Origin of the sequence: Tautonia plasticadhaerens (assembly GCF_007752535.1) — a bacterium.
GTDB lineage: Bacteria > Planctomycetota > Planctomycetia > Isosphaerales > Isosphaeraceae > Tautonia > Tautonia plasticadhaerens.
In genome coordinates this window covers 3,117,136-3,143,834 of sequence record NZ_CP036426.1, presented here as the reverse complement: position 1 = coordinate 3,143,834, position 26,699 = coordinate 3,117,136, and the positions used below count along the sequence as shown (strand labels likewise).

The window sequence follows — 26,699 nt, the reverse complement described above, 5'->3', positions numbered from 1 at the left end:
ACCCTAATACTACAGCGCAGGTCGGTCCTCTCTTCTACGCCGCGATGGCTTCGGGTACAAGAGCGATCATTCGTGAGTCCCGCCGGACCTCCCGAGGCGATCGCTCGTGGACGAACACCAACTCCTGGCCCTCAAGCCCGAACTCGACCGCTTCCTCGACCGCTTCGCCCCCCTCTTCGGCCGCGACGAGAACCGGGCCCACGCCCGCCGCTTCGTCCAGGGGCTGCTCCACGGCGGCGAGCGTCGCAGCATCGAGAACATCGCCCAGGCGACCAGCGGCGGCCCGGTGCGCTCGCTGCAAGCCTTCATCAGCACCGGCGCCTGGTCCGATGGCGCGATCCTCAGGCAGATGCGCGGCGCGGTCCTGGAGCTGCTGGCCGATGACGACGCCGCCTGGAATGCCGCCGAGACCGGGTTCCCCAAGAAGGGGACCAAGTCCGTCGGCGTCAGGCGGCAGTACTCCGGCACGCTGGGGCGGACCGACAACTGCCAGGTCGCCGTCTTCGCCGACTACTGCTCGGCCAAGGGCCACACCTTCCTCGATCGGCGGCTGTTCCTGCCCGAGGAGTGGGCCGGCGACGGCGAACGCCGCGAGGAGGCCGGGGTGCCCGCCGGCGTGATCTTCCGCACCAAGCCGGAATTGGCCCTGGCGATGGCCGCCGACGCGGTCGCCGAGGGGGTGCCGTTCCGCTGGGTCGGCGGCGACGGCGTCTACGGCGACAGCCCGACCTTCGTGCAGGGCGTCCGGCAACTCGGCAAGCGGTACGTGCTGGACAGCTCGGCCGATGCCCGGGTCTGGACCGGCGAGCCGCGGGTGATCCCGCCCGAGGAGCGGCCCAGGCCGAGGCGCGGACGCCCGTGCACCCAGCCGCTGGTCGTCGGGGAGGCGAAGCGTGTCGACGAGGTGGTCGCCGCCCTGCCGGCGACGGCCTGGCGCCGGCTGACGGTGGCCGAGGGGAGTCAGGGGCCGCGGGTCTACGAATACGCCGAGCTGTGGGCCTGGTTCAGCGAAGGGGGCCTGCCCGGCCCGCGCGAGCGGCTGCTTGTGCGTCGGTCGCTGGGGCAGGAGCCGGAGCTGAAGTATCACCGCTCCCACGCCCCGGCGGAGGTCCCGCTGTCGAAGTTGGCGCAGGTCCGGGCGACGCGGTGGACGATCGAGGAGGACATCCAGTCGGCCAAGGGGGAATGCGGCCTGGACGAGTACGAGACCCGGGGCTGGGTCGGCTGGCATCACCACACGGCGTTGTCGATGCTGGCCCTGGCATTCCTGGTGCTCCAGCGGGTGCGGCTGGGGGGGAAAAGCGTCGCAGATGAGCGTGCCGGAGGTGCGTGCCCTGTTGACTCACCTGCTGGAGGTGTGGGCGTGGGACGTCGGCGAGATCCTGCGGTGGTCGGCGTGGCGCCGCGAGCGGAACCGGCGGGCCGCCGCCAGCCATCGCAAGCGGCGTCTCGCCGTGCTGCGGCAGCGCGGCGTGGAAAGTAGAGCAAGAGAACCTGCGCTGTAATACTAACCTGTGCCCCGAGCACGAATAGCAGGCCGATCCTCCCACGCCTCGGGCTCCGCATCTCGCCCCTTGACAACCGGCCTCATAGCAGGGGCACGCGACCGCCTGATCCGCCTGGCGGAGGCCCATCCGGGCTGGGTGCTCGGCTTCCAGGGCGAGGTCTGGTGGAGCCGCCTGGCCCGGCCGGGCCTGCACGCCTGGGCCGGCGGCGAGCCGCTGCGGCTGCACGAGCCGGCCACCGACCCCGACCCCGACCCCGACCCCGAGGCGCCGGCCTGCTACGGCCTGCTGCGCGGCAGGCGCCGGCCTGCTACGGCCTGCTGCGCGGCGAGACCGGGGGGATGCTGCTGCGGTTCGTCCGGGGCCGGCCGGTCAGCCAGGTGACCGAGGACTTCCTCGCGTGGGCCCGCGAGCGGCTGGCCGCCGAGGGCAAGACGGCCCTGCCGCCGGTCTGGGACAACGCCGCCTGGCACGTCGGCAAGCGGGCCCGGTCCCGGATCAAGGCGCACGACCGCCGGGCGAAGGCCGAGGGGGGCGTAAGGACCGTCGCCTGCCGGCTGCCGGTGAAGGCCCCGTGGCTCAACGCCATCGAGCCGAAGTGGGTCCACGGCAAGCGGGCCCTCGTCGAGCCGCAGCGGAAGCTGACGGCGGCCGAGGTCGTGGAGCGGGTCTGCGTCTACTACGGCTGCGAGCCATCGGACCCGATCACACAACAAGTCGCTTGAGACCGCACTAGGAGTCGAGCAGTCTCCGATCGGCCGCGTTCGCCATTTCGAGTATCCTGCCCGAGCGCACCTCCGCACGGAAACCCTGGAATGATGCCGACACCGTCGCGTCCAGATACCCGCGGGCCTCGGTCCAGTCGATGAACCCGTCCTCGTTCCGGTCGTGATGCGCGGGGTGGTCGGCGTGGAAACGCCGATAGTAACCGCCATGGTCGGGCTCACCCGCAGCGACCGGGCCGACTTGCGGCGCCGGTTGCGGGATCGGGTCGAATATCGAGACGAACGCCCTCGTGAAGATCCCGCCCGTCGGGTCGTAGAAGGCCGCCTGATAGAGCCACCGCTCCGGCTGGTAGCTCGAGGCGTTCATGTCGACGCAGCCGACGTGTTGGAGGAGCAGGTGCTCCACCGCCCGTCGCTCGGGCGGCGAAGGCACCCGGGGGAGGAATCCCTTGAACGTCGCCCTCGTGCTGCAGCAGTCGGTGATCCCGAGCGAGAGCCTCGGCGACCTCGCCCGGACCTCCGCGAGCAGAACCGCCCTCGACAGGTCGCCCCAGGGGGTCCTCAGGAAATGGCCCGTCCTGGGATCGGTGCCGCCGTGGCCGGCGTAGTAGACGAAGAGCGTCCGGTTCCGCATCCTACCGGGGTCGAGCCGGCGGATCGAATGGACGATCGCCCCCGGGGTTGCCCGGTCTTCCGACAGGACCGTCACGGTCACGTCATAGCCCATGTCCCGCACCATCTCGAACATCCTCTCGAGGAGGAACAGGTTCGCACCGGTGCCCTCCGGCCCGTTACTCGTGTCGGCCACGAGGATCGCGTCGATCCCGGCGGCACGCGGGGGTGGAGCAGTTGCCTGCGCCCCCGCGAAACGCGCGAGCGTGATGGCGAGGAGCATCGGTGCGACAGCTCGGAAGGCTCTGCACGTGGGGCCTACCACCACAGTCATCTCCTGCGACGCGGACGTCGCGGTTCTGGGACTGACCTGCTAAGTGGTGCATCCGGCAAGAGGACTGACGCCCGCGGTCTGACGTAGGAGGGGTGTGGCCTTCGCGCGAAGGGAGGTGCACCCATGACCCTCACCCAAGTCACGCCCCGCGAACTGACCCCCGAGGGACGTCAGGCCCTCCAACAGCTTGCGTCCTCTCGGACCGCCCAGGCCCGCCTCGTCGAGCGGGCCCGGATCCTCCTGGCCATCGCCGACGCAAGGCGACCCAGCCAGGTCGCCGAGGGCCTGGGCGTCTCCCGGCCGACGGTCTACACCTGGAGCCATCGCTTCGATGACCGCGGGCTCCACGGGTTGGAGGACCAGCCCCGGGCCGGGCGCCCACCGACCTATACGGGGATCCGATAGCAACGGAGCAAAAACCAACGATCTTCCGGGCGGTCGGCTCTCGCAAACGACCGATTTCGAAAGGTCGCAAGGACTTCCGCGGGGAACCGCTGGTTCCCAGGATCCTGCGTTCTCGATAACCGCTCTCGAATGGGACTTCTCGAATCAGGTGGCCGGAGACGGGTTTCGAGAAGCTTCCACTCGGCGAATCCGGTGCTCCGAGTCAAGTTCGTTGGTTTTTGCTCCGTTGCTATCGGATCCCCTATACGGCCGAGCGACGCGCCGAGGTGATCGCCGCGGCGTCGACCGACCCGAGGAGCCTGGGCCTGCCTCTCGCGTGCCGGGCGCCCGATCGCCTGCAAGCCTACCTCAACGAGCAGAGGGGCATCCCGATCCGGCGCAGCCGCATCGACGAGCTCCTCCTGGCCGAGGGCCTGCGTTGGCGCCATCAGGGGGCCTGGTTCGGCGAGCGGGTCGATCCCGCCTTCGCCGAAAAACGGGGATCATCGAACGGCTCCACACGCCGCCGCCGCCGGGCTCCGTCGTCGTCTGCCCCGACGAGATGGGGCCGGAGAGCGCCAAGAGCTTCCCGGGCCAGCGACTCGTCCGGGCCGAACCCCGGGCGGGGGCCGAAGGACAAGCCCGAGCGGCCGAACGAGCCCGGCAGGAGGTCGACTACGGCCGCCGCGGCGAGGGGTACATCTTCGGCGCGTTCCGCCCGGCCACCGGCGAGGCGATGACCCGCCCGTACCCGAGCCGGAGTGCGGCGAGCCGGGCCGACTTCCTCGCCCGGGTCGACGGATGGGTCCCGGCGGAGGCGGGACGCGTCTATGCGATCGTGGGCAACCTGCAGGCGCATCGGGCCACCGATGTGCTGCCGTTCGCGTCGGCTCACCCGCGGTGGGGGCTCGTCTCCCGGCCGGTGTACGCGGCGTACCTGAACCTGATCGGACCCTGGTGGGAGGTCCCGCGGAGCCTGGCGCTGAAGGGGCGTCGGTTCGAGACCTGGGAGGAAGTCTGCCGGGCAGCCGAGGAGGCGACGGCCTACTGGAACGGGCATCGGCATCCGTTCGTCTGGGGCCGCCGACGGCGACACCGGCCGCGCCGCCGGCCGGGCATCGCGGCCGTCCCCGGTATCAGACGACTTGCCGGATGAACCACTAAGGGGATGAGCGTCTTCTTCGTCGGTAGACGGTTGGTGTGTCGGTTGATGGATCGGTACCAGAAGGCATCCCATTGGCCGGGCTCACCTTCGTACAACGCCCGCAGCTGGCACACCGCATCCGCCCCGTCGCCGCCCCAACGCATCCCGCTCCGCTTCAGTCGCCGGTTCACGACCGTCTTGCAGGCCGCCTCGATGTGACCCGAGCCGATCTGCCAGCCCGCGGCCCGGTACCGCGGGTAGTCCATCCGGTGCAGGTTGTTCCGGATGTACCCGCTCACCTGCCGATGCCCCTCGCGGGCCGCGGCCGATCGGCCGCCCAGGTCCAATGCCTCCAGCGTCGCCGGGATCGCACCGCCGCCCTCGTGCTTCATCCGATGGCTCCACCGCCCCGTCAGCGTGCCGGCGGCCTCCGCATCCCCGCCGCAGTACGCCTTGGCCAGGTCGCCGAGGTGCTCGGCGGCGTGGTCGAAGTCCGGGACGCGCACGGCGCGCGGGAAGGACACGTCCATGAAGCCGTCCCGCCCCGCCCCGCCGCCGGTCAACGCCACCCACCGCTCGGCCCGGTCCAGGCCCACCTGGGCCGCCTGCCGCCGCATCCGCGCGCCCAACTCGTCGAGGCCCATCAACCCGGCCTGGTAGCGGGCCGCGGGCGGATGCCCCTTCGGGGCCGCCTCGGACGGCGCGGCGCGGGGGTTGAAGACCTTGCCGACGGAGGCCATGCGGCCGTCGGCCTTGGCGCCGCGGTCGCCCGGCATGCCGAGCCCGGCGGCATCGACGCTGACGTAGCCGACGGCCCGCCCCCGCGCATCGCGGTTCCACCGCCAGTCGGCGGCCGGGCCGAGGGCGTGCCCCGCGGCCCACAGCCCGCTGAGCCGCTCGCCGGCCGCCTCGGTCGTCCGCTCGACGGTCGACTCGGCCAGCCGCAGGCCGGCCATCCGCGGCAGCGGCTTCTCGGCCGCCTCGGCGAAGCTGCCGACGGTGCCGGCCCACGTCGTGATCTCCTCCCCCGGCGTCAGCGTGCCGGCGGCCAACCCCAGCTCGGCGTCGATGGGGATGTGCCCGGTCCGGCAGGCCGGGCAGGTGTGGTAGGCCCGCCCGGCCAGGGTAATCGGGCCCATCAGGCTGATGAAGGCCTTGTCGCGGCGGCCCTGGGACTTGCTCGGGCCGCGGCAGGCCGGGCGGCTGAGGCTGGAGCCCCGGTCCCCCCCCCTTTGCGCCCGTTCAGGGCGGTCTCGATGGCCTTGGCTCCGATCCGATGCACCCGGTCGCGGACCTCGAACTCGGTCTCGCCCAGGAGTTGGCCGTCGGGTTTGGAGGCGAGCGGATGGGCGATCCGGCGCAGCTCGGCATCGCCGGCCGCCCGCAAGGCCTGGTAGATGCGCTCGGCTTCGGCGGCTTGCTCGGGGGGCAATTCGGGGAGAGACATGCGGGGGCCTCGATGGGCAAATGACGACGAAATCAGGACGGACCCATCAGCGGCCCCCGTTGTACGCGATTTTCCACCGACTTTCGAGACGCTCAGAGGCTATCCGGGAAGCCGGCTTGGCCCTAGAATCCCCGCGGTAACAGGAGACAGCATCACGGTTTAGCCACCTACGCCCCGATGCGAAAGCCCTACAAGACTGACCTGACTGACGCCCAGTGGACGATCATCGAGCCGTTCATCCCGCCCCGCCGGCCCGGCGGTCGGCCACGCGCGACCGACATCCGCGAGGTGCTCAACACCCTGCTGTACCAGGCCCGCACCGGCTGCCAGTGGGAGTTGCTGCCGCACGACCTGCTGCCCAGGAGCACCGTCTGGGACGACTTCCAGCAGTGGCGCGACGACGGCACCTGGCAGCGGATCGCCGACGCCCTCCGCCCGCAGGTGCGAGAGGCCAAGGGGCGTGAGCCGACGCCGCGCGTCGGCTACATCGACAGCCAGACGGTCAAGGGCACGGAGGTCGGCGGCGAGCGGGGCTTCGACGGCGGCAAGCTGGTCCGCGGGCGGAAGCGGCACGCCCTGTTCGACTCGCTGGGGCTGCTGCTGGCGGTGGTGATCACCGCGGCCTCGGCCGACGACGGGGCGACGGCCCCCGAGGTCCTGGGGCGGCTGGACCGGCCGCGGTATCCCCGGCTGGAGGTGATCTATGGGGACACCAAGTACAACAACCGGCGGCCGGACGGCTGGCTCCAGGAGACGGAGGCCCCCTTCCGGGTCGAGGTGGTCAAGCGTCCCGAAGGGGAGGCGGGGTTCGTGAAGCTGCCGAAGCGATGGGTAGCCGAGCGGAGTTTCGCGTGGCTGGGCCGGGACCGGCGGCACAGCAAGGACTACGAGTGGAATCCCGAGTCGAGTGGGGCGTGGGTGCGGATCAGCGCCATCGGGGGGATGCTGCGGAGGCTGGCCCCCGACGAGACGCGGAAGCCGGCTCCATTCATGTACAGGAAACCCCAGGCCGCCTACCTTTCCGGATAGCCTCTCACCCTCACTAAGCAGTAGTTTCCCCGAATCACTCCACCCCATCTCCGGCGGTGCGTAGCGTCTCCCCGCTACCCGCACCGTGAGGTGGCTCGGTCGGCCCCGGATTTCCCGCCTCGAACGCCCGTCGGCGTCGGATCGCTACCCGCCGACCCCGCCGACCCCGCCGCACGACCGCCTCGAACCGTCCTCCCGCCCTTCTCCCAGCCATTCCGACAGGAGCCGCCGGATTTCCGGGCCGTGCCGTCGCAGCAGTCGTTCGACATCGAGCACGCTCGGCCGGTCCTTCTTGCGGTTCCACGGCGGCCGGAACCACCAGCCCACCTCGCCGGCCGCCTCCAGCCGGAACTGGGCCAGCCGCAGCAGGCTCATCGTCACCCACTGGGCCTGGCTCGTCCGCTCGATCGGCTTCCTCGTCCAGGCCCGGCACTGCTCCCATCCCAACCGCTGCTTTAGGTCTCGAAATCCGTCCTCCTGCCGGAAGCGGGCGGCGAACAACTCGACCATCTGAAGCCCGGTCAACTCCACGGCCGAGGTGACCAGGGCGAACCGCTTCTTGTACCCCTCGACGCAGGCGACGACCGCCTTGATGGGCACCCCATGGCCGGCCACCCGCCACCGGCCGACGACCTCCTTCCAGCGGACCCGCCGCCGCCGGCCGTAGACCAGGGCGTGCCCCTCGTGCCACGGCCCGGACCACCGGCCGCCCCGGCGGGGCGGCTCCAGCTTCTTGCCCCACTTCGGCATCGGCCCCCGCTGCCCCTCGCGGCGTCCGGTCGGCGGCGGGGCGTGCAGCCGGGCGTCGTGCCGCAGCCGGGTCAGGAACTCGATGCGGGGCGAGTCGCCCTCGGGCGTGACCAGCGGCCGGATCACGCTCTTCAGGGCGTAGCCGCCGTCGAAGACGGCCAGGTGCCGCCCGCCGGTGATCCGGGCCTGCTCCCGGATCAGTTCCACGGCCAGTTCGCACTTCGTGCGGAAGCCCACCTTCGGCCCGACGAACCCCGACCGGGCCGGCAGTTGCGACTTGCGGAAGTAGAGCCGTCCCGAGACCGGCAGGAACCAGGCGGGCCGACCGGGCTCATCGAGCAAGGCCCCGAGCACGACCCAGTTATGGGCCCGGACGGTGGCGGCCCGGTTGGGGCAGCGGGCGGTGTACTCGTGGAACGTGCAGGTTCCCCAGACGTGCTTGCCCGAGCGGTGGACCTTGGTGTCATCGACCGCCGGGGCGTGATAGCCGTGCCAGGTGCGGCCGGGGGCCTGCTCGACGAGCCGGGTCAGGCTGCGGGTGACGGCCCCGGCATCCCAGGCCCCGTACTCGGCGAAGCGTTCCATCGCCCGCCAGTCGGCCGGCCGGTCGAGGGCCAGGACCGACTGCGTGACGGTATGCTCCTCGACGTTGAGGGCCAGGCCGGTGACCCACTCGACGAAGCGGCGGTGTCCGGGCCGGTTGAAGGCCCAGGCGAAGCGGGCGAGCAGTGCTTGCCAGATCGACCAGAGCAGCGTAGCGTCGGTCATCGGGGCATCTCCTGGTGCGGGACCGGATGAGGTGGTGATCAACCCATCAAGGTCCGATCGGGAGATGCCCCGCTCAAGATGCAACAGGAGGCCGGTAGGAGTGCAGGTTTTCGGGGAAACTACTGACTAAGGAGTCTCGCCAGAATAACCTGTCCAATTCCTGACCACGATCGGTAGCATGGTTTGCATGCGAGACGCCGCAGTCCAGACCATCAGGACGAAGTACGAGAACCTGGAACCCGTACTCGATGAGCGGGCTCGACGCCTCTGGGCCGCTACCGAAGCACGAGCCATCGGCTGGGGCGGAATCTCCCAGGTCGCCGAGGCCACCGGACTCTCTCGCATCACCATCAAGGCCGGCCTGACCGAACTCGGTCACCCGGCCATTCCCACCGGTCGGGAGGTCGCACGCCATCGGGTACGCCGACCCGGCGGTGGACGGAAGGCCCTGGTCGATCACGACCCCGACCTCCTCCGTGACCTTGAGACCCTGGTCGATCCGGTGACCCGTGGCGACCCGATGTCGCCGCTGCGTTAGACGTGTAAGAGTGCGGCCAAGTTGGCGGTCGAACTCCAGGCCCGAGAGCATGCCGCCAGCGAGCGTTCGGTCAACCGCCTCCTCCACGGGCTGGGCTACAGCCTGCAATCCAACCGCAAGACGATCGAGGGTAAAGGCCACCCCGATCGTGATGCCCAGTTCCAGCACATCAACCGACGGGTCAAGGCGTTCCAGAGGCAGGGGCAGCCCGTGGTGTCGGTCGATGCCAAGAAGAAGGAATTGGTGGGCCAGTTCCGCAACGGCGGTCGGGAATGGCAGCCCCAGGGGCAAACCGAAGGGGTGGATGTCTGCGACTTCGTCAAGAAGGACCTGGGCAAGGCCATCCCCTATGGCGTCTACGACCAGACGACCGACTCCGGCTGGGTCAGCGTGGGGGTCGATCACGATACCGCCGAGTTCGCCGTGGAGACGTTACGTCGCTGGTGGCGGAACATGGGCCACCGGGTCTATCCCCATGCGGAGCGGCTGTTGATCACAGCCGATGGCGGCGGCTCCAACGGGACACGCTGCCGGCTGTGGGAGGTGGAGCTTCAGGGCTTGGCCGACGTGACCGGCCTACGAATCTCGGCGTGCCACTTCCCACCCGTCACGAGCAAGTGGAACAAGATCGAGCACCGGATGTTCTGCTACATCACGGAGAACTGGCGGGGCCGCCCGCTGGTGAGCCGGGAGGTGGTGGTCAACCTGATCGGGCATACGACGACGAAGACTGGCTTGGCGATCCGATCGGAGTTGGACGAGGGCAGTTACCTGACGGGCCGGAAGGTCAGCGACGAGCAGATGGAGGGGTTGTCCATCAAGCGGGACAAGTTCCACGGTGACAAGTTCCACGGTGAGTGGAATTATTCGATCCTCCCGAGGCAGCAAATTGAATAGATTATTTTGGCGAGACTCCTTAGTGCTACTCCGTTAAATCATACGAACGATCGACTGCTGCGGTTCGTACCGAGGGTATGAACCGGACCTACACCCCCGACTTAAACCCCGACGTCCTCGACCGCCTCGCCGCGTATGCCGCCTCCTTCCGCGCCGACTTCAACCGGCCCCGCCAGGCCGCCTGGTGCGGCGTCTACCTCCGCGGCCTGGTCCAGGACGGGGACCGCAAGAGCGTCGAGCCGATGGCCGCCCGCGTCCCCCTGTCGGAGGGGCTCGACGTCGCCGACCCCGACCAGGCCCTGCAGCAGTTCCTCGGCCAGAGCACCTGGGACGAGCAAGCGGTCCTGAGCCGCTACCGGGCCACGATGGCGGCGAAGTTCGCCGACCCGGCCGGCATCTTCGTGATCGATGACACCACCTTCCCCAAGCAGGGCACGCACTCCGTCGGCGTGCAGCGGCAGTACTGCGGCGCCCTGGGCAAGAAGGCCAACTGCCAGTGCGCCGTCAGCGTCCACTACGTCGCCCCGAGGGGGCACTACCCGCTGAACATGCGGCTCTACCTCCCGGAGGGCTGGCTGGCCGACCCGAAGCGACTGGATAAGGCCAAGGTGCCCGAGGCCGAGCGGCGGTCGCTGACCAAGGGTCAGATCGCCCTGGAGTTGCTCGACCGCATCCGCGCCGAAGGGCTGCCGGGCGGGCTCGTCGTGGCCGACAGCGGCTACGGCGTCTCGGGCCCGTTCCGCGACGGCCTGGCCGAGCGGGGCCTGCACTACGTCGTCGGCGTGACCGACGAGATGCTGGTCTTCACCGAGGAGCCGAGGTGGGACGAGCCCAAGGCCGGGACGGGCGGGCGGCCGCAGAAGCGGCGTCGCCTGGCCGAGGGCTCGCCCCGGCCGGTGGGCCTGAAGGAGCTGGCGGCGCGGACGCCGCGCCGGAAGGTGACGTGGCGGGAGGGGACCAAGGGCCCGATGTGGGGCCGATTCGCCTGGCTGCGCGTTTGGCCGGGCCAGGGATGGGCGACAGGCGATTGCGCCGGGGCGGAGCCGATCTGGCTGCTGATCGAGGAGCAGGCCGACGGCAAGCTGAAGTACGCCTTCAGCAACCTCCCGGCCGATACCAGCCGGATCCGCGCGGTGCGCCTGTGGCGGAGTCGCTGGCCGGTGGAGCTCGGGTACCAGCAGATGAAGGAGGAACTGGGGCTGGACCACCACGAGGGCCGCTCGTGGCGGGGCTTCCACCATCACGCCTGCCTGGTGATGTTGGCCTTCGGGTTCCTCACCCTGGAGCGACGCCGAGCCCGTCGGGGGCGATCCCGGCCGGGCAAAAAGGGGGAGGCCGAGCGCCGGTGATCACGGTGCCGGCGATCCGCCGGGCGTTGCAGCGGCTGCTGGCGCCGGTCAGCCGGCCGGACTGCGCGCACTGCCGGCCCTGGCTCACCCGCTCCAAGACCAAGCTAACGGAGTAGTATTAGAAGCCCTGACAAAACCGTGTGGCATGGAGTTTGCGCCCTGGTGCTGTTTTCCTCCGAACCGAAGGAGACACCACCATGGCGAGCGCCCACATGCCGGACGAGTTCTTCGATCTGGTTGCCCACCACCTGCCGCCGGAACCGGCCATCGGCCCCTACGGCGGGCGTCCGCCGATCGGGCACCGGGTCGCCCTGCGTGTCATCTGGTTCGTCCTGGCCACCGGCAATCGCTGGGAGGATGTCCCGCAGGAACTCGGCTGCTCAGGTCGCACCGCCCATCGCCGGCTGCGGGCCTGGGAGGAGGCCGGCATCTGGGACCGCCTCCATGCCGACCTGCTGAGGCTGCTCCGCAAGGCTGGCAAGCTGGAGACCGACACGGTGGTCGTCGACGGCGTGACGGTGCGGGCCTCCGGCGGCGGCGAGGCGACCGGCCCGAGCCCCGTCGACCGCAGCAGGAAGGGCACGAAGCACACGGTGATGGTCAGTCGCACCGGAGTGCCGCTGGCGATCCGCACCGCCGGGGCCAACGAGAGCGACCACCGCCAGATCATCCCGCTGGTGCTCGACTTCCCGAGCGTCGCCGGCAAACCGGGCAGGCCGAAGCAGTTGCCGGATGACCTGTATGCCGACCGGGGCTACGACAGCGAGGGGACGAGGGCGTTACTGCGTTGGATGGGCATCGAGCCGCACATCGCCAAGCGTCGGACACCGCACGGCAGCGGGCTGGGCAAGGTCCGCTGGGTGGTGGAGCGGACGATCGGCTGGATCAAGGGCCTGCGGCGGATGCGGGTGCGGTACGACCGGCTGGGGGTGATCCAGGACGCCTGGACGACCCTGGCGGCCTGTGTCATCTGCTTCCGTATCCTCCACCAGGATGTGATGTGATTCACCCGGTTTTGTCAGGGCTTCTTAGCTCGGAGGGGCTCTGGGAACGGGTCTGTCGAGCCGCAACCACGGCAGGGTACGTCCCTTCGGGCGCTGGCAGAAAGCCGGATCTCGATGCCGCAGGTCGCCCAGGGGAAGATCTGGTGATCGCCGCCTCCCGGCTCGAAGCAGTGACGCTCTGCTTCCCCGCAGAGGCGGCAGGTGGCGATGCCGGCGTAGCCGCTCGCCTCGTCCGTCGGGGCCTCGAAGAGCGGGAACGGGGTGCCGAGCTCGGCGAAGGTCGGCATGGGGTCGCTCCGGGACCTTCCATCAGGACGCGTCGTGACGGCAAAGACCTCAACCTGCGGGGCCACGGCGATGTCGGCGAGCCAGGCATGATGGGCCTGGAGACCGCACAAGGCCTCCGGTGGATCTGCGAGTCTCCAGCGGTGCAGGGTCGCCTGGCTCGGCGACGGTGACTGCCCCGGGCCGCAGCGGGGGCGCCCTGACCCTCGACAGGGCGAGCGACCGCCTCGCCGGTGGCTCCGGGATCGCCTGCTCCGCCCGTGCCGCTCTGCCCTGGGCGGATTCAGGTGCCTCGCCGTCGCCTCGTGTCCATTCGACTCGTCCTCGTGCAAGGGCGTCTGGCCGGCCTTGCTTCGAATGCTGGGGTCGGCGCCGGCATCGGGTAGAGCCCCCACCGCCTCCGCCTTGCCCCGCCAAGCGGCCCGATGCTGCGGCGTGCGGCCCCGGCCGTCCGGCCGATCGGCCTCCGCCCCTTCCCGCAGCAAGAGCCGGGCGACCTCGGCGTGCCCCTCATGGGCGGCCCAGTCCAGCGGGGTCATCCCGTCGGCCGCCGGGCGATCCACCTTGGCCCCGGACCGGATCAGGAGCCCGGCCACGTCGGCCCGCCCGTGCTGGGCGGCGAAGTGCAAGGGCGATCGGCCGATGACGTCGAGGGCATCGACATCGGCCCCACGTTCGAGCAGCAGGCCCGCCACCCCGGCGCCGGAGGCGAAGTGGAGGGCGGTCAGGCCGTCGGGACGCCGTGCGTAGACGTTCGCACCCCGAGGGCCAGGGCACGTGCGACCTCGGTCAGGCCCCGTTCCGCCGCGTCGAACAGCGGCGTGGCCCCCATACAGCCGGGGGCATCGACGGGCCAGTCGGCGTCGAGGAACCGCTCCACGTCCTCGACGATCTCGACCTCGTGCAGGGGTGTGTCATCCATCGATCCCCTCGCTTCCGTCTCCTCAAGGACGACCCCAATCTCGCCAGGCTCGCTCGATGAACTCGACGACCGGGCGGGGGTCCGTCAGCCCGTGCGGGTGGTGGTCGGCCCCCGCCTTGACGACCCGCTCGACCGGCCCGCCCAGCGCCCTGTACCGATCGTAGACGACCTCCGAGTTCTCCCGGTGGGGGACCGTCTCGTCGCTGTCCCCGTAGACCAAGAGGATCGGGATCTCGGCCTCGGCCAGCGGTCCCAGGCGGTCCACCGGGTTGCCCCTGTAGGTGATGGCTTCTCGGTCGTCCTCGAAGTCATAGGCGTCGAGCAGCTTGACCCACTCCTCGGGCGATCCGGCGCCGGTCCCCAGCCCCTTCGGCCAGCCGCCGGGCCAGCTCTTGAAGTCGCAGACGCCGTTGTCCAGATAGACCGCCAGCGTCTCGTCGGGGTGGGCCGCCGCCCAGGCCTTGCAGTAGAGCGCCCCTCGGCTCAGCCCGATCAGCGCCGGCCTCGGGCTCACCCCATATTCCTTCACCAGCAGGTCGTAGAACGCCTCCCAGCGGGCGACCGCCTTCGGCGAGCCGAAGAGGTCAGGGACGCTCATGTAGGCCAGATGCCAGCCGCCTCGGAGCAGTTCGAGATCGGCGTCCGGGAAGGCGCCGAAGAACTCGCCTCGCCAGGCCCACGGCCTACCCAGCGGCTGCTCCTTCGGCTCGACCACGATCACGTCGGCTCCGTACACCCTGAAATCATGGCGGACGAAGCCATTCCACCGGCAGATAGCCCCCGGAAAGGGGGCGGGCTCGTCGGCGTCGGCAGCCGGGCAGAGGATGAGGATCGATGCGACGGCGACCACGGCTCTCATCGTCGTCCTCCACGCCCGCCCGGAGGGCGGGGCTGCCACGTGTCCCATGCGACAGTGGCCCCGATCATACCCCACCGCCCCGCTCGGTGGACCCCACCGCATCAGCCGTCCGACCACGGAGCCGTTTCCACGGTGAGAAATCGACGGTCGGGCGAACGAAAGCCGGCCCGCCGTGTCCATCGGATCTCCGGCCGGGGACGCGACTGATTTCGACCGCCGACCCTCGCGATGGAGACGGACATGAGGCGAAGTGAACTCGGCAGGGGTGGGTTCGAGGTCTCGGCGATCGGCCTGGGCTGCTGGGGGATGTCCGGCTCCTACGGCCCCGCCGACGAGGCCGAGTCGGTCGCCACCCTGCACCACGCCCTCGACCGGGGGGTCACCCTCATCGACACCGCCGACTCCTACGGCGACGACGGCCACAACGAACGCCTCCTCGGTCGGGCCCTGGACGGGCGACGCCACGAGGCGGTCCTGGCGACCAAGACCGGCTTCGTCCGCCGGACGGCGGCCGACGGCACGACGGCCGTCGAGGTCGACGGCCGCCCCGGGCGCATCCGATCGGCCTGCGAGGCGAGCCTGGCCCGCCTGCGGACGGAGGTGATCGACCTGTACTACCTCCACCGGGCCGACCCGGACGTGCCGATCGAGGAGTCGGTCGGGGCGATGGCCGAGCTGGTCGCCGCCGGCAAGGTCCGGGCCATCGGGCTGTCGGAGGTCTCCGAGGCCACGCTGCGGCGGGCGCACGCCGCCCACCCGATCGCCGCCCTCCAGTCGGAGTACTCGCCCTGGACGAGGGAGCCGGAGGCGGCGGTCATGCCGGCCTGCCGGGAGCTGGGGATCGCCTTCGTCCCCTTCAGCCCGCTGGGCCGGGGCTTCCTCACCGGCACGCTGACCGACCCGAGGCGCCTGGCCCGGGGCGACTGGCGGGCATCGAACGCCCGCTTCGCCGGGGGGAACCTCGCCCGCAACCTCGCCCTGCTGCGGCCCCTGGAGGAGGTCGCCCGGCCCCACGGGGCGAAGCCGGGCCAGGTCGCCCTGGCCTGGGTGCTCTCCCGTGGCGAGCGGGTCATCCCGATCCCCGGCATGAAGCGGCGGACTCACCTGGACGAGAACGCGGCGGCGGCGGACATCGGGCTGACGCCCGAGGAGATCGCCCGGCTGGACGCCGCCTTCCCGCCCGGAGCCGCCGCGGGCGACCGCTACGACCCCGGGCAGGCCCGCTGGCTGGGCCGTTAGCCCTCGCCCCGGGGCTGGTGCCCCCCGCGAACCCTTGACTCGCATTTAGTTGTCGCGTAAATTAAATTCGTGACGACCAAGTGGCGGGCGGGGGATGGGCCATCCCGGTGGGTCGATGGCAGGAGGAGCCGGAGGGGACGCGGACCTTCGACTCGCCGGCGCGGGAGGCCACGCTGGGCATCGCCCGCACCGCCGACCGCTCCGGCATCCGCGTCTCCCGGCTGTCCCGGGAGCACGGTCCGACCCCCTCGCAGCACGACGTCCTGCGATCCTCCGGGGCGAGGACAAACCGCTGCCGATCCTGGAGGTCGCCGACCGCCTGGTCGCCGTGCCGGGCATCACCGGCCTGATCGACCGGCCGGAGGCCATGGGGCTGATCGCCCGGGAGCGCTCGGCCGAGGATCGACGGGCCGTCTTCGTGGCGAGCACGCCGAAGGGCCGGACCTGCTCGGCAGGCTGGGCGAGCCGGTCGGGGCGCCGCACGAGGGGTTGGTCGGCCACCGCTCGCAGGCCGAGCTGAACGAACCGATCCGGCTGCCGGAGAAGGCACGGCAATCGCTTTCCGAGCCCGACCGAGCTTATTTCGGTCTTGATTTCCATGTCATCTATTGGCGAGAAAACCAGGGGGGAATCGATGATGACGATCCGCGGGGCGGGCGAGCGGGGCCACTTCGACCACGGCTGGCTCGACACCTACCACACCTTCTCGTTCGCCCGGTACGTCGACCGTCGCCACATGGGGTTCCGCGCCCTGCGGGTCATCAACGAGGACCGGGTGGCGCCGGGGCGGGGCTTCGGCACCCACCCGCACGGCGACATGGAGATCGTCACCTACGTCCTCTCCGGGGCGCTGGAGCACCGGGACAGCCTGGGCACCGGCAGCGTGATCCGCCCCGGCGAGCTGCAGCGGATGACCGCCGGCACGGGCATCACGCACAGCGAGTTCAACCCCTCGGAGTCCGAGCCGGTCCACCTCTACCAGATCTGGCTGCTGCCGGAGCGGGAGGGGCTGGAGCCGTCCTACGAGCAGAAGGCGTTCCCCGAGGACGAGCGGCGCAACCGGCTGCGGCTGGTCGCCTCGCCCGACGGGACCGGGGGCTCACTGACGATCCGGCAGGACGCCCGGCTCTACCTCGCCACGCTGGACGGCGGCCGGGAGGTCTCGCACGAACTGGCACCGGGCCGCCACGCCTGGCTCCAGGTCTTGCGAGGCGGCGTCACCCTGAACGGATCGGCCCTCTCCGCCGGAGATGGGGCCGCCCTCGGCGACGAGTCGGCCCTGGCGATCCGGGCCGACGAACCGTCGGAGGTCTTGCTGTTCGACCTGGCGTGAGGCTCTCTCAGGGAGCGGAGAGCCCGGGTCCGCCGTCATCGGTGACCGGCGGCCATCATCCCGAACCCCAGGCGCAGGAGCAATCGCCGTGAAGATCCAGGTGGTGTTCTACAGCATGCACGGCCACCTCTACCGCATGGCCGAGGCCGTCGCCGAGGGCGCCCGCCGGGTCGAGGGGGCGGACGTGGCCCTGTTTCAGGTGCCCGAGCTGGTGCCCGAGGAGGCGCTGGAGGAGAGCGGGGCGAAGGCCGCCCGGGCGGCCTTCGCCCACGTGCCGGTCATGGAGCCGGGCCGGCTGGCCGAGGCCGACGCCATCCTCTTCGGCACGCCGACCCGCTTCGGCAACATGTGCGCCCAGATGCGCAACTTCCTCGACCGCACGACGAGGCTCTGGCTCTCGGGCGCCCTGGTCGGCAAGGTGGGCAGCGTGTTCGCCTCCACGGCCAGCCAGCACGGCGGGCAGGAGACGACGATCACCAGCTTCCACACCACGCTGCTGCACCACGGCATGATCATCGTCGGCGTGCCGTACTCCGAGCAGCGGCTCGTGCAGATGGACGAGATCGGCGGCGGGACGCCCTACGGGGCGACCACGCTGGCCGGGGCCGACGGCAGTCGGCAGCCGAGCGCCATCGAGCTGGAGATCGCCCGCTTCCAGGGCCGACACGTCGCCGAGATCACCCGACGCCTGGTGTCCGGTGGATGAGACCTTCGTGGACCCGTTTCCCTCACACCCGATGGAGAACCTCATGGCCGATTACCCGGCGATCCCCTCTCGGCTGTCGATCGACGACGCCGCCGTGCTGCTGATCGACCACCAGTCGGGACTCCTCTCGCGGGTGCAGGACTACGGCCCCGACGAGTTCCGCAACAACGTCCTGGCCCTGGCCGAGGCGGCGAAGTTCTTCGAGCTGCCCACGATCCTCACCACCAGCTTCGAGCAGGGGCCGAACGGCGTCATCATGCCCGAGCTGAAGGCGCTGTTCCCCGACGTCCCGTTCATCGCCCGCCCCGGCCAGATCAACGCCTGGGACAACGAGGAGTTCGTCGCCGCCGTGAAGGCGACCGACCGCAAGCAGCTGGTCATGGCTGGAGTGGTGACGGACGTGTGCGTGGCCTTCCCGGCCCTCTCGGCGCTGCGGGAGGGCTACGAGGTGTTCGTCGTCACCGACGCCTCGGGGACGTTCAACAAATCCGTGAGGGACGCCGCCCTGATGCGGATGCAGCAGGCCGGGGCGGTGATGACCAGCTGGTTCGCCGTGGCCTGCGAGCTGCAGCGGGACATGGAGGGCCTGGCCCGACTGCTGGGCGACCGCCTGCCGGCGTACCGGAACCTGATCACGAGCCACCAGGCCGTCGCCAACCGGTGAGCGGGCTTCGGCGACCCCGCAGGAGGGATCGCATGCGAGGGCCGTCTTGGGCCGGCACACCACCGCCCGATGCATCGTGCATCCGGGAACCGGGCAGGAACGTGGGCCGGGCACCCGGACTGGCGAGACGGGGCGGGACGGTCCGGGTGCGTCAACGCCCCGCCCGTCCCGGCGAGGGTGACTGCCAGGCCGGGTGTCGTGCGGTCGGGGGTCGGGCGAATCGAGGGGGCCGAGCGATGGGTGAACGTCCGGGATTGTTCACGCCGGTGAGGGTCGGGCCGCTGGAGCTGCCCAACCGGATCGTCATGTCGCCCATGACCCGCATCCGGGCCGACGAGGGCTGCGCCCCCGGCGAGCGGATGGTTCGGTACTACGCCCAGCGGGCCTCGGCGGGGCTGATCATCACCGAGGGCACGCACCCCAGCCCCATGGGCCGGGGATACACCTCCCCGCCCGGACTGCACACCGAGGAGCAGGCGGCGGGCTGGCGGCGGGTGACCGATGCGGTCCACGCCGCCGGGGGCCGCATCTTCGTCCAGCTCATGCACGCCGGGCGGGTCTCCCACTCGTCGCTGCTGCCCGGCCACGCCCTGCCGGTCGCACCGTCGGCCGTCGCCGTCTCGGGGGAGATCCACACCTTCGGCGGCAAGGTACCCTTCGAGACGCCCCGCCCGCTGGAGACGGCGGAGATCCCCGCCGTGGTCGGGGAGTACCGCCGGGCGGCGGAGCTGTCGATCGCCGCCGGCTTCGACGGGGTGGAGCTCCATGCGGCGACCGGCTACCTGCCGAACCAGTTCCAGGTCACCGGCTCGAACCGCCGCACCGACGCCTACGGGGGCTCGCCGGAGGGGCGGACCCGCTTCACGCTGGAGGTGGTCGAGGCCCTGTGCGAGGTGCGGAGTGCGGATCGGGTCGGCATCAAGGTCGCCCCCGGTTTCACCGTCAACGACACATTCGACGACGACCCCGCCGAGACCTACACCCACCTCGCCCGGCGGCTGGACCCGCTCGGGCTGGCCTATTTCCACGTCGGCTACGACAGCGGCTACTCACGGGGGACCGCCCCGCCCTTCAACCCCGTCGATCTCCTGCGATCGGCCTACACCGGCACGCTGCTGGCCGTCGGCGGCTTCACCAGGGCGTCGGGGCAGGAGGCGATCGAGGCGGGTCGGGCCGACCTCATCGTCTACGGCCGGCCGTTCATCGCCAATCCCGACCTCGTGGAGCGGTTCCGGCTCGACGCCCCCCTGGTCACGGGAGACGTGCGGACGTTCTACGGCGGCGACGACCACGGGTACACGGACTATCCCACGCTGGCCGAGCAGGGCTGGTCACGGGAGAATCCCTAGCCGGGCATCGGGGCCGTCGCCGGGGTTCGCCACCACGCCCAGGCGAGCCAGACGCCAGTCCGTCCACGCCCCCGCAGACCGGCCCGGTGACAAAGGCCACGACGCCGGGACGATCACTTTCGGCAACCCTCCCCCTGGACGTGAGGACTCATGATCGGACGCCGCACCTTGTGGGCCATGGCCGTCGGCTGCGGCCTGTCTGTCGCCAACCTCTACTACGCCCAGCCGCTCCTGGCCGACATGGCCGCCGACTTGGGCGTCTCCGACCGGCGCATGGGCACGGTCGCCATGCTCTCGCAGGTCGGCTACGCCGCCGGCATGCTCCTGTTCGTGCCCCTGGGCGACCGGCTGGAGCGGCGGTCTTTCATCCTCACGACGCTCGGGGCCGTCACGGTCGCCCTGCTCGGGGTCGCCGCCGCACCGGGCTACCCCTGGCTGGCCGCCGCCAGCCTGGCCGTGGGCGTCACCACGATCGCCCCGCAACTGCTCATCCCTTTTGCCGCCCACCTGGCCGGGCCGGGCGAGCGGGGTCGGGTGGTGGGCACGGTAATGAGCGGCCTGCTCATCGGCATCCTCGCCGCCCGGACGGTCAGCGGCGTGGTCGGCGAGCACCTCGGCTGGCGGGCGATGTACGCCCTCGCCGCCGCCCTGATGGTCGCCCTCGCCCTGGCGCTGCGGGTGCTGCTGCCGAGGTCGCAGCCCGAGCACTCGGGGATGGGCTACCTCGGCCTGCTGCGGTCGATCGGCGGGCTGCTGCGGGAGGAGCCGGCGCTGCGGCAGTCGTGCCTCTTCGGGGCGATGGGCTTCGGGGCCTTCAGCGCCTTCTGGACGACCCTGGCGTTCCACCTGACCGGCCCGCCCTTCGGGTACGAGGCCGGGGCGGTCGGGCTGTTCGGCCTGGTGGGCGTGGCCGGGGCGCTGGCCGCCCCGCTGGCGGGGCGGCTGGCCGACCGACGCAGCCCCCGCTCGACGATCGGGGCGGGCCTGTCGTTGGTCCTGGTCTCCTTCCTCATCTTTGCCGGCCTGGGCCGGACGCTGTGGGGCCTGGTGGCGGGGGTGGTCCTGATGGACCTGGGGGCGCAGTCGGCGCACATCTCCAACCAGTCCCGCATCTTCGCCGTGCGCCCCGAGGCCCGCAGCCGGATGAACACCGCCTACATGGTCGCCGCCTTCGCCGGCGGGGCGCTCGGCTCCTACGGCGGGGCCTGGGGCTGGGGCCTGGCCGGCTGGCGAGGGGTCTGCGTAGTCGGCCTGGCGATGACGACGGCGGGCCTGATCGCCTTCGCCGCCACGTCCGCCCGACGGAGGGCGCCCGCCGTGACCGTCGGCGGCGATGCGTGACGGGCGTGCCTCGGGGGAGCGGCGGGCTCCGAACCGGGAGGTCGGCGATGACCGACCCCCGGACGACCCGCCGACTCCATGGGGATCGGCGTCAGCCCCGGACGCCCCCGAGGCCGGGCAGCCCGTCGATGCTCCGGGCATTCTTCCGGGCCTTGTACTCCTCCATCCCCTCCGGCCCCTTGTTCTCGGCATAGGCGATCAGCTGCGACCGCTCACCCTTGAATTCGTAGAGCGGCATGGCGTAGCCGCAGGAGTCGGCGACCCGCTCCACGTCCACCACGACCACCGAGCGGGCGCCGGGGTAATCGGGGAAGCGGGAAATCAGGCAGTCCCACTCGCCGTCGCCGGGCTCGACGACCCGGCCCCGGCCGTAGAGCCGCACGATGAGCGGGCGGCCTTCGAAGGCACAGAACATCAGCGTGACCCGCCCGTTGTCCCGCAGGTGGGCGACCGTCTCGATGCCGCTGCCGGTCAGGTCGAGGTAGGCCACCGAGTGCGGCCCGAGGATGCGGAACGTGTCCAGGCCCTTGGGCGAGACGTTCAGGTGCCCCTCCGGGTCGGATGGGGCGGTCCCCACGAAAAAGACGTGCTGACGCCCGAGGAACTCCGCCAGGCGGTCGTCGATGCCGTCGTACACTTTGCCCATCCGGGCCTCCCCTCACGCCGCAGGGCGGAGATACTCCAACGCACCCGTCGTCGCACTGCCCGATCAGCCCCCGCCACGCAGCTCGGGCGGAACCCCCGCCGGCTGTCGGAAGGCGTAGCCCTCGCCCAGCTGCAACCGGGCCAGGTGCAGGATCTCCTGGGCGTGGCCGTGCAGGTGGGTCAACGCCTGGAGGACGACGCCGATCACCGTCTTCTCCGCCGTCCCGGCGAAAAGCTGATGGCGACAGGTCTCGGAGAGCCGCTCGGGCGTGAGACCGGCCAGGATCTCTTCGGCATGGCGGGCGGCCTCCTCGAAGCGGCGGAGCAGCTCACCCTTCGGGATCGGTCCCCGCTCGGTGAACTCGCCGAAGCGGTCCCGGTCGACGGGCTCGCCGCCGATGACCGAGCCGAACCGCTGGCGGAGGTTGCCGGCCAGGTGCAGCAGCAGGTTGCCGGCGGAGTTCATCCCCTCCCGAGGCCGCCACCAGACCTGCTCGTCATCCAGCTGGCCGACGCCGTGCCGGATCAGGGAGACGGCCGTCTCCAGGCTCGTGCGGGCCTCGGCCACGAAGTCCTCCGCCACGGCCGCCCGATCGCCGGTCGATCCCCCTGCCTCGCCCATGACTCGCCTCCTCGCCTGGGCCGATCGGCCCGCCACGCTCCACCATGGGAGCGATTCTCCCCCAGGCGGATACGCCGGGCCAGACTCCCACCCTTCGACCATCGCACGAACCACGCCCCGACGGGGCGACACCCCGAGCCGGGAGGAGGTTCACCCCATGCCGCCCCGATCGGGGCGTACCCCGCCCCGGCGTCCGGGTCCGGCAAGGCATTCAAATCAGGCCGCCGTTGGCCCGGAGGTTCTGGCCCGTGACCCACCGGGCCTCCTCGCCCGCCAGGAATGCCACCACGTCGGCGATGTCCTCGGGCGTCCCGAGGCGACCCAGCGCCGCCATCTGGGCGTACCGTCTCTTGTCCTCCTCGGTCTTGCCCCGGCCGAACAACTCCGTGTCGGTCGGCCCCGGCGAGACGACGTTGACGGTGATCCCACGGGGGCCGAGTTCCTTCGCCAGGACGTGCGAAAGCTGCTCGACCGCCCCCTTGGTGGCGACATAGGCCGAGTAGGTGGGCAGCATCAGCGCCGTCGTCGAGGACGAGAAGTTGACGATCCGTCCGCCGTCGGCCAGCCGCCGGGCCGCCTGCTGGCAGCAGAAGAAGGTTCCCTTGACGTTGACGGCGAAGAGGCGGTCGAACTCCTCCTCGCCCACGTCGGCCAGCGGCTTGTAGAGGATGATCCCGGCGTTGTTGACGAGGATGTCCAGACGGCCGAACTGGCCGATCGCCTCGTCGAACAGCCTTGCCACATCGGCGACGACACCCACGTCGGCCCGCACCGCCACGGCCCGGCCGCCGAGGGACTCGATCTCGGAGACGACCGCCCGAGCCGCCTCGGCGTTGCCGGCGTAGTTGACGACCACGGCGGCGCCGTCTCGGGCCAGACGCAGGGCGATGGCCCGGCCGATCCCCCTGGACGATCCCGTCACCAGGGCCACCTTCCCGTCGAGCCGCTTCGTCTCCATCGGCCTCACCTCCCTCGGGGTCGAACGAGCCGCCCATCATCCCGGAGCCCGGCTCAGTTGTCGATGAGATCCCTCATGCCGCCGAAGACGAACGCCTTCACCATCTCGTTGTCGTAGAAGCTGTGCGGGAAGCCCAGTTCGACCCGGCTCGCCGCACCGAGCCGCCCGAGGTGGGCCTCGTCGAGCCTCAGGTCGAGGCAGGCGAGGTTGTCCCGGAACTGCTCCAGGCGCCTGGCCCCGACGATCGGGATGACCGGGGTCGGCTGATGTCGGAGCCAGGCCAGTGCCACCTGGGCGGACGAACGGCCGACCTCCTCGGCCACTGCCCGGACCTCGGAGACGATCGCCTCGATGCGGTCTCCGGACGGGGCGAAGTGCTTCATCATCTCGTTGTGATACCGGGCGTCGACCTCGGCCTGGCCCCTGGCGTACTTGCCGGTCAGCACGCCGCCCGCCAGGGGGGACCAGGCCGTCACGCCCAGGCCCAGGGCCTCGGCCATCGGCAGCAGCTCCCGCTCCACCGTCCGTTCGACCAGGCTGTACTCGATCTGGAGCCCGACGAACGGCGACCAGCCCCGCAGCTCCGCCAGCGTGTTTGCCCGTGCCACCGCCCAGGCGGCCATGTCGGAGACGCCGACGTGGAGGATCTTCCCCTGCCGCACGAGGTCGTCGAAGGCCCTCATCACCTCCTCCAGGGGCGTGATCTGGTCCCAGACGTGAAGCCAGTAGAGGTCGATGTAGTCGGTCCTCAGCCGCTTCAGGCTCGCCTCGACCGACCGCATCATGTTCTTACGCTGGTTGCCGCCGGCGTTGGGGTCGGTGCCGGGCATGGCGTTGGTGTACTTGGTCGCCAGCACGGCCCGATCCCGGTCCCCCTGGAGGAATTCGCCGAGCATCGCCTCGCTGGTGCCGTTGGTGTACATGTTGGCCGTATCGATGAAGTTGCCTCCGGCCTCGAAGAAGGCGTCGAGGATGGCCCGGCTCTCGTCCTTCGAAGAGCCGCTGCCCCATTCCTCGCCGAAGGTCATCGTCCCGAGGCACAGCTCCGAGACCCGCAGGCCCGAGTTCCCGAGCAGTCGATAACGCATATCTTGATCTCCAGGAATTTGTGCTGTCCGAAACGATGGAAAGGTCGGCTTGCCGGTCACGACTGGCCGGGCCTCGCCAACCCCAACCCGCCGCTGGCCTCCAGGTATTGCCCGGTCACCCAGGCCGAGTCGTCGGAGGCCAGGAACGCCGCCGCCCTGGCGATGTCCTCCACCTTGCCGACCCGCCCGAGCGCCGTCATGGCCGAGTAGGCCTCGACGACCTTCGGGTCGTCCCGGAAGGCGGCGTTCAGGTCGGTGGCCGTCAGGCCGGGGGCCAGCGTGTTGACCGTGATGCCCCGCCGGCCCAGCTCGCCCGCCAGGCCGACGGTGAAGTTGTCGAGCGCCGCCTTGGTCATGCAGTAGGCCATCGCCAGCGGCATCGGGTTGCGGGAGAGGTTCGACGAGACGTTAATGACCCGGCCGCCGTCCCGCAGGCGTGGGAGGGCGTGCCGGACGGCGAAGAACGGCCCCTTGACGTTGGTGGCGAACACCCGATCGAACGCCTCCTCCGTGCCCGATTCGACCGTGACGACATCGGCGACCCCGGCATTGTTGACCAGGATGTCGAACCCCCGGTCGCCCCGGCGGGCGTCCAGCTCGGCGTCGAGGGCCTCGAAGAACCGCCCGAGCTGCTCGACCGAGCCCACGTCGGCGGGGAGGGCGAACGCCTCGCCGCCGGCCGCCTCGACCTCGGCGACGGCCGAATGCGCCGCCTCGGCGTTGCTCCGGTAGTTGACGCAGACCAGCGCACCGTCACGGGCCAGCCGCAGGGCGATGGCCCGGCCGATGCCCCTGGACGCCCCCGTCACGACGGCGATCTTCCCTTCGAGACCCATCTTGACGCTCCCCCGGTCAGGTACGGACGATCTCCGGGGCCGCCCACGACGGCCGTGGCGGCGTCACCCCGGCGATCGGATTCACGCCAGCTCAGGATTCGGGGGCCTCACCGTTGCCGGCGAGCCGCCCGACCATCCGGTCGAGGGCGACGACCTCCCCCCGCTCCAGCCTCCCCAGCCGCTTGCCCAGGGCGAGGCTCAGCGCCTCCCGGCCCCGCCGCAGCGCCTCCCGCCCCGCATCGGTCTGGACCAGGCGGAATTTCCGCAGGTCGCCCGGCTCGGGCTGGCGCACCACGAAGCCCCGCTCCTCCAGCTGCTTGACGAGGTAGGTCACCGTCGGCGGCGGCAGGTGCATCCGGCGGGCGAGCACGGCCGGGAACGGGTGCTCCCCGACCGCCTCCAGCAGGAAGAACGCCTTGGCCGACAGGCCCAGCGCCTCCAGCTCCGGCTCCGAGTCGTCCACGACGGCCTGGATCAGCCGCCAGAGGTTCGCCATGATCCCGCAGGAGTCCGGCCCACCCTTCTCGCCGCTCGCCGACATGATAGGCATCGCTTGTTCGAGAGTCAAATAGTTCAACAACGGAATTATAGCCGGTCGCCGCCCCGAGTGTACGCAATTCCGGGGTCCGCCGGGCTCCGAGGTCGGCCCGAGGGCGACTCCCGGCAATCAGAGCCCGCACATCCCCTCGCACTCGCCCTAGACGACCCCGCCGGTCACGTCCCGGCCGCCGAGGTCTACTTCGTCCAGCGGAAGGCAAGACCGGTGCAGATAGATCGCCTGTTCCAGGTTCCGATTCGCCACCGTGCCGGGCCGCCGCAGCGCCTCGTCCACCTCGACGGCCCTGGCCCAGCCCGCCGGGTCGGCGGCCCGCAGGTGCCGCCACTCGGCGTTCGAGCGGTACGGGCAGAACACGCAGGCGCTCCTGGGAACCTCGAGCGGGATCGACTGCCCCTTGAGGTACTCCACGCAGTCGCCCCGACTCATTTCCAGGTCGAACAGCGGGAACCGGCCCTTGGCCCACGGGTAGCCCATGAACCGGTTCCTCACCTTCGAGACCCGGTGGGGCTCGTCTCGTCGCCCAGCTTCCCCTCCTTGGCCGTGAGGACCGGCGGCCCGCCGAGGGAGCGGAGCCACTCCAGATGGCGGTAGACCGGACCGGGCTCCTCCTGCGTGTCGGCGAAGACGGCGCAGTCGAGGGCTTCGTCGAACTCGCCGCCCAGGAACATCAGGTAGATGGCGGTGGGCTGGACCCCGGCGTCCAGGTCGAGGATGTGATAGGTCGTTGTTGGTTCCACACCCTATGTAGGGAGGTGGGAATGGTTTTCCCCTGCCGTGATCGCTCGACGGCCGCCCCGGACCCGCAAC

General features: G+C 70.8%; 29 protein-coding genes and 2 pseudogenes. 16 read left to right on the top strand and 15 right to left on the bottom strand.

What is annotated here, in order from left to right:
- Nucleotides 1-106: 106 nt before the first annotated feature.
- The 3 genes from ElP_RS12345 to ElP_RS12340 all read left to right on the top strand — a co-directional run bounded on the left by ElP_RS12345 (nt 107) and on the right by ElP_RS12340 (nt 2,230).
- Nucleotides 107-1,483 carry an IS701 family transposase gene (locus ElP_RS12345; protein ID WP_145269662.1) on the top strand — a complete coding sequence of 459 codons (1,377 nt, stop codon included), beginning with the start codon at nt 107-109 and terminating at the stop codon, nt 1,481-1,483.
- A 91-nt stretch (nt 1,484-1,574) separates the two neighbouring features.
- Nucleotides 1,575-1,889, top strand: coding sequence for a hypothetical protein (locus tag ElP_RS39575; protein WP_231749692.1), 315 nt, complete (start codon nt 1,575-1,577; stop codon nt 1,887-1,889).
- Entirely contained in the window at nt 1,847-2,230 is a 384-nt protein-coding gene (locus tag ElP_RS12340) for a hypothetical protein (RefSeq protein WP_231749690.1), read from the top strand. Before ElP_RS39575 ends, ElP_RS12340 begins: the two co-directional genes overlap by 43 nt.
- Before the next feature lie 7 nt (nt 2,231-2,237).
- Here the strand turns inward: ElP_RS12340 and ElP_RS12335 are convergent, their stop codons facing one another.
- On the bottom strand, nt 2,238-3,125 hold the full coding sequence (locus tag ElP_RS12335; protein WP_145269661.1) for a hypothetical protein: 888 nt from the start codon (nt 3,123-3,125) through the stop codon (nt 2,238-2,240).
- A gap of 174 nt (nt 3,126-3,299) precedes the next feature.
- Between ElP_RS12335 and ElP_RS12330 the strand changes: the two genes are divergently transcribed.
- Both ElP_RS12330 and ElP_RS12325 read left to right on the top strand, forming a co-directional pair.
- Nucleotides 3,300-3,581 (top strand): helix-turn-helix domain-containing protein, encoded by a 282-nt coding sequence (locus ElP_RS12330; RefSeq protein WP_145269659.1) that lies wholly within the window; start codon nt 3,300-3,302, stop codon nt 3,579-3,581.
- Nucleotides 3,582-4,122: 541 nt separating this feature from the next.
- A complete protein-coding gene (locus tag ElP_RS12325) occupies nt 4,123-4,716 on the top strand; it encodes a transposase (protein WP_145269658.1) in 594 nt (197 codons plus the stop codon).
- Here the strand turns inward: ElP_RS12325 and ElP_RS12320 are convergent.
- Nucleotides 4,605-5,843 (bottom strand): ISKra4 family transposase, encoded by a 1,239-nt coding sequence (locus tag ElP_RS12320; protein ID WP_145269656.1) that lies wholly within the window; start codon nt 5,841-5,843, stop codon nt 4,605-4,607. The two genes, ElP_RS12325 and ElP_RS12320, sit on opposite strands and share 112 nt — an antisense overlap.
- 485 nt (nt 5,844-6,328) lie before the next feature.
- Here ElP_RS12320 and ElP_RS12315 point away from each other — a divergent pair, with 485 nt between their 5' ends.
- Nucleotides 6,329-7,180 carry an IS5 family transposase gene (locus ElP_RS12315; RefSeq protein ID WP_197446927.1) on the top strand — a complete coding sequence of 284 codons (852 nt, stop codon included), beginning with the start codon at nt 6,329-6,331 and terminating at the stop codon, nt 7,178-7,180.
- 144 nt (nt 7,181-7,324) lie between these two features.
- Here ElP_RS12315 and ElP_RS12310 read toward each other — a convergent pair whose 3' ends face one another.
- Nucleotides 7,325-8,698 carry an IS701 family transposase gene (locus ElP_RS12310; protein WP_145269655.1) on the bottom strand — a complete coding sequence of 458 codons (1,374 nt, stop codon included), beginning with the start codon at nt 8,696-8,698 and terminating at the stop codon, nt 7,325-7,327.
- A 187-nt stretch (nt 8,699-8,885) separates the two neighbouring features.
- On the opposite strand from ElP_RS12310, the pseudogene ElP_RS12305 reads away from it, so the two are divergent.
- From ElP_RS12305 to ElP_RS12295, 3 genes and pseudogenes are all read left to right on the top strand, one after another.
- A pseudogene (locus tag ElP_RS12305) lies at nt 8,886-10,133 on the top strand (ISAzo13 family transposase).
- A gap of 77 nt (nt 10,134-10,210) precedes the next feature.
- Complete coding sequence (locus tag ElP_RS12300; protein ID WP_145267809.1) at nt 10,211-11,482, top strand: IS701 family transposase; 1,272 nt, start codon at nt 10,211-10,213, stop codon at nt 11,480-11,482.
- A 197-nt stretch (nt 11,483-11,679) separates the two neighbouring features.
- Entirely contained in the window at nt 11,680-12,486 is an 807-nt protein-coding gene (locus tag ElP_RS12295) for an IS5 family transposase (protein ID WP_145269653.1), read from the top strand.
- Nucleotides 12,487-12,500: 14 nt separating this feature from the next.
- On the opposite strand, the gene ElP_RS39570 is transcribed toward ElP_RS12295, so the two are convergent.
- The 4 genes and pseudogenes from ElP_RS39570 to ElP_RS12285 form a co-directional block, all read right to left on the bottom strand.
- Complete coding sequence (locus tag ElP_RS39570; RefSeq protein ID WP_231749688.1) at nt 12,501-12,773, bottom strand: hypothetical protein; 273 nt, start codon at nt 12,771-12,773, stop codon at nt 12,501-12,503.
- Between the two features lie 294 nt (nt 12,774-13,067).
- A pseudogene (locus ElP_RS41165) lies at nt 13,068-13,499 on the bottom strand (ankyrin repeat domain-containing protein); the annotation flags it as partial.
- Nucleotides 13,496-13,693: a hypothetical protein gene (locus ElP_RS37945; protein ID WP_197446925.1), complete on the bottom strand. Its 198-nt coding sequence runs from the start codon at nt 13,691-13,693 to the stop codon at nt 13,496-13,498. The pseudogene ElP_RS41165 and the gene ElP_RS37945, both read right to left, overlap by 4 nt.
- A gap of 22 nt (nt 13,694-13,715) precedes the next feature.
- Complete coding sequence (locus ElP_RS12285) at nt 13,716-14,552, bottom strand: alpha/beta hydrolase family protein (protein WP_145269652.1); 837 nt, start codon at nt 14,550-14,552, stop codon at nt 13,716-13,718.
- Nucleotides 14,553-14,792: 240 nt separating this feature from the next.
- Here ElP_RS12285 and ElP_RS12280 point away from each other — a divergent pair, with 240 nt between their 5' ends.
- The 7 genes from ElP_RS12280 (at nt 14,793) to ElP_RS12250 (ending at nt 21,184) form a co-directional block, all read left to right on the top strand.
- Complete coding sequence (locus ElP_RS12280) at nt 14,793-15,791, top strand: aldo/keto reductase (protein WP_145269650.1); 999 nt, start codon at nt 14,793-14,795, stop codon at nt 15,789-15,791.
- Between the two features lie 107 nt (nt 15,792-15,898).
- Nucleotides 15,899-16,141, top strand: a complete 243-nt coding sequence (locus ElP_RS37940) for a hypothetical protein (protein ID WP_197446478.1) — start codon at nt 15,899-15,901, stop codon at nt 16,139-16,141.
- A gap of 284 nt (nt 16,142-16,425) precedes the next feature.
- On the top strand, nt 16,426-17,124 hold the full coding sequence (locus tag ElP_RS12270) for a pirin family protein (RefSeq protein ID WP_145269647.1): 699 nt from the start codon (nt 16,426-16,428) through the stop codon (nt 17,122-17,124).
- 82 nt (nt 17,125-17,206) lie between these two features.
- Nucleotides 17,207-17,830: an NAD(P)H:quinone oxidoreductase gene (wrbA, locus tag ElP_RS12265; protein ID WP_145278408.1), complete on the top strand. Its 624-nt coding sequence runs from the start codon at nt 17,207-17,209 to the stop codon at nt 17,828-17,830.
- Between the two features lie 43 nt (nt 17,831-17,873).
- Nucleotides 17,874-18,494 carry an isochorismate family cysteine hydrolase YcaC gene (gene ycaC, locus ElP_RS12260; protein ID WP_145269645.1) on the top strand — a complete coding sequence of 207 codons (621 nt, stop codon included), beginning with the start codon at nt 17,874-17,876 and terminating at the stop codon, nt 18,492-18,494.
- A 236-nt stretch (nt 18,495-18,730) separates the two neighbouring features.
- Entirely contained in the window at nt 18,731-19,843 is a 1,113-nt protein-coding gene (locus ElP_RS12255) for an alkene reductase (RefSeq protein WP_145269643.1), read from the top strand.
- Between the two features lie 150 nt (nt 19,844-19,993).
- Nucleotides 19,994-21,184, top strand: a complete 1,191-nt coding sequence (locus ElP_RS12250) for an MFS transporter (protein WP_145269641.1) — start codon at nt 19,994-19,996, stop codon at nt 21,182-21,184.
- A gap of 91 nt (nt 21,185-21,275) precedes the next feature.
- Here the strand turns inward: ElP_RS12250 and ElP_RS12245 are convergent, their stop codons facing one another.
- The 8 genes from ElP_RS12245 to ElP_RS12210 form a co-directional block, all read right to left on the bottom strand.
- Nucleotides 21,276-21,830, bottom strand: a complete 555-nt coding sequence (locus tag ElP_RS12245; protein ID WP_145269639.1) for a pyridoxamine 5'-phosphate oxidase family protein — start codon at nt 21,828-21,830, stop codon at nt 21,276-21,278.
- Between the two features lie 63 nt (nt 21,831-21,893).
- Nucleotides 21,894-22,451: a DUF1572 family protein gene (locus ElP_RS12240; RefSeq protein WP_197446923.1), complete on the bottom strand. Its 558-nt coding sequence runs from the start codon at nt 22,449-22,451 to the stop codon at nt 21,894-21,896.
- Nucleotides 22,452-22,662: 211 nt separating this feature from the next.
- The gene (locus ElP_RS12235) at nt 22,663-23,409 is read right to left on the bottom strand and encodes an SDR family oxidoreductase (RefSeq protein WP_145269635.1); all 747 of its coding nucleotides are present in this window, start codon (nt 23,407-23,409) and stop codon (nt 22,663-22,665) included.
- 53 nt (nt 23,410-23,462) lie between these two features.
- The gene (locus ElP_RS12230) at nt 23,463-24,497 is read right to left on the bottom strand and encodes an aldo/keto reductase (RefSeq protein WP_145269633.1); all 1,035 of its coding nucleotides are present in this window, start codon (nt 24,495-24,497) and stop codon (nt 23,463-23,465) included.
- A gap of 56 nt (nt 24,498-24,553) precedes the next feature.
- A complete protein-coding gene (locus ElP_RS12225) occupies nt 24,554-25,333 on the bottom strand; it encodes an SDR family NAD(P)-dependent oxidoreductase (RefSeq protein ID WP_145269631.1) in 780 nt (259 codons plus the stop codon).
- Between the two features lie 91 nt (nt 25,334-25,424).
- Nucleotides 25,425-25,874 carry a MarR family winged helix-turn-helix transcriptional regulator gene (locus ElP_RS12220; RefSeq protein ID WP_197446922.1) on the bottom strand — a complete coding sequence of 150 codons (450 nt, stop codon included), beginning with the start codon at nt 25,872-25,874 and terminating at the stop codon, nt 25,425-25,427.
- Nucleotides 25,875-26,030: 156 nt separating this feature from the next.
- The gene (locus ElP_RS12215) at nt 26,031-26,366 is read right to left on the bottom strand and encodes a hypothetical protein (RefSeq protein ID WP_145269627.1); all 336 of its coding nucleotides are present in this window, start codon (nt 26,364-26,366) and stop codon (nt 26,031-26,033) included.
- 11 nt (nt 26,367-26,377) lie between these two features.
- Nucleotides 26,378-26,629: a hypothetical protein gene (locus tag ElP_RS12210; protein ID WP_145269625.1), complete on the bottom strand. Its 252-nt coding sequence runs from the start codon at nt 26,627-26,629 to the stop codon at nt 26,378-26,380.
- Nucleotides 26,630-26,699: the final 70 nt, after the last annotated feature.

Coding starts and splice junctions, on each gene's coding strand:
- ElP_RS12340 (WP_231749690.1), top strand. CDS start 1,847: ATGCTGCTGCGGTTCGTCCGGGGCCGGCCGGTCAGCCAGGTGACCGAG.
- ElP_RS12335 (WP_145269661.1), bottom strand. CDS start 3,125: ATGCTCCTCGCCATCACGCTCGCGCGTTTCGCGGGGGCGCAGGCAACT.
- ElP_RS12330 (WP_145269659.1), top strand. CDS start 3,300: ATGACCCTCACCCAAGTCACGCCCCGCGAACTGACCCCCGAGGGACGT.
- ElP_RS12325 (WP_145269658.1), top strand. CDS start 4,123: ATGGGGCCGGAGAGCGCCAAGAGCTTCCCGGGCCAGCGACTCGTCCGG.
- ElP_RS12320 (WP_145269656.1), bottom strand. CDS start 5,843: ATGGGCCCGATTACCCTGGCCGGGCGGGCCTACCACACCTGCCCGGCC.
- ElP_RS12315 (WP_197446927.1), top strand. CDS start 6,329: ATGCGAAAGCCCTACAAGACTGACCTGACTGACGCCCAGTGGACGATC.
- ElP_RS12310 (WP_145269655.1), bottom strand. CDS start 8,698: ATGACCGACGCTACGCTGCTCTGGTCGATCTGGCAAGCACTGCTCGCC.
- ElP_RS12300 (WP_145267809.1), top strand. CDS start 10,211: ATGAACCGGACCTACACCCCCGACTTAAACCCCGACGTCCTCGACCGC.
- ElP_RS12295 (WP_145269653.1), top strand. CDS start 11,680: ATGGCGAGCGCCCACATGCCGGACGAGTTCTTCGATCTGGTTGCCCAC.
- ElP_RS39570 (WP_231749688.1), bottom strand. CDS start 12,773: ATGCCGACCTTCGCCGAGCTCGGCACCCCGTTCCCGCTCTTCGAGGCC.
- ElP_RS37945 (WP_197446925.1), bottom strand. CDS start 13,693: ATGGATGACACACCCCTGCACGAGGTCGAGATCGTCGAGGACGTGGAG.
- ElP_RS12285 (WP_145269652.1), bottom strand. CDS start 14,552: ATGAGAGCCGTGGTCGCCGTCGCATCGATCCTCATCCTCTGCCCGGCT.
- ElP_RS12280 (WP_145269650.1), top strand. CDS start 14,793: ATGAGGCGAAGTGAACTCGGCAGGGGTGGGTTCGAGGTCTCGGCGATC.
- ElP_RS12270 (WP_145269647.1), top strand. CDS start 16,426: ATGATGACGATCCGCGGGGCGGGCGAGCGGGGCCACTTCGACCACGGC.
- ycaC (WP_145269645.1), top strand. CDS start 17,874: ATGGCCGATTACCCGGCGATCCCCTCTCGGCTGTCGATCGACGACGCC.
- ElP_RS12255 (WP_145269643.1), top strand. CDS start 18,731: ATGGGTGAACGTCCGGGATTGTTCACGCCGGTGAGGGTCGGGCCGCTG.
- ElP_RS12250 (WP_145269641.1), top strand. CDS start 19,994: ATGATCGGACGCCGCACCTTGTGGGCCATGGCCGTCGGCTGCGGCCTG.
- ElP_RS12245 (WP_145269639.1), bottom strand. CDS start 21,830: ATGGGCAAAGTGTACGACGGCATCGACGACCGCCTGGCGGAGTTCCTC.
- ElP_RS12240 (WP_197446923.1), bottom strand. CDS start 22,451: ATGGGCGAGGCAGGGGGATCGACCGGCGATCGGGCGGCCGTGGCGGAG.
- ElP_RS12235 (WP_145269635.1), bottom strand. CDS start 23,409: ATGGAGACGAAGCGGCTCGACGGGAAGGTGGCCCTGGTGACGGGATCG.
- ElP_RS12230 (WP_145269633.1), bottom strand. CDS start 24,497: ATGCGTTATCGACTGCTCGGGAACTCGGGCCTGCGGGTCTCGGAGCTG.
- ElP_RS12225 (WP_145269631.1), bottom strand. CDS start 25,333: ATGGGTCTCGAAGGGAAGATCGCCGTCGTGACGGGGGCGTCCAGGGGC.
- ElP_RS12220 (WP_197446922.1), bottom strand. CDS start 25,874: ATGTCGGCGAGCGGCGAGAAGGGTGGGCCGGACTCCTGCGGGATCATG.
- ElP_RS12215 (WP_145269627.1), bottom strand. CDS start 26,366: ATGGGCTACCCGTGGGCCAAGGGCCGGTTCCCGCTGTTCGACCTGGAA.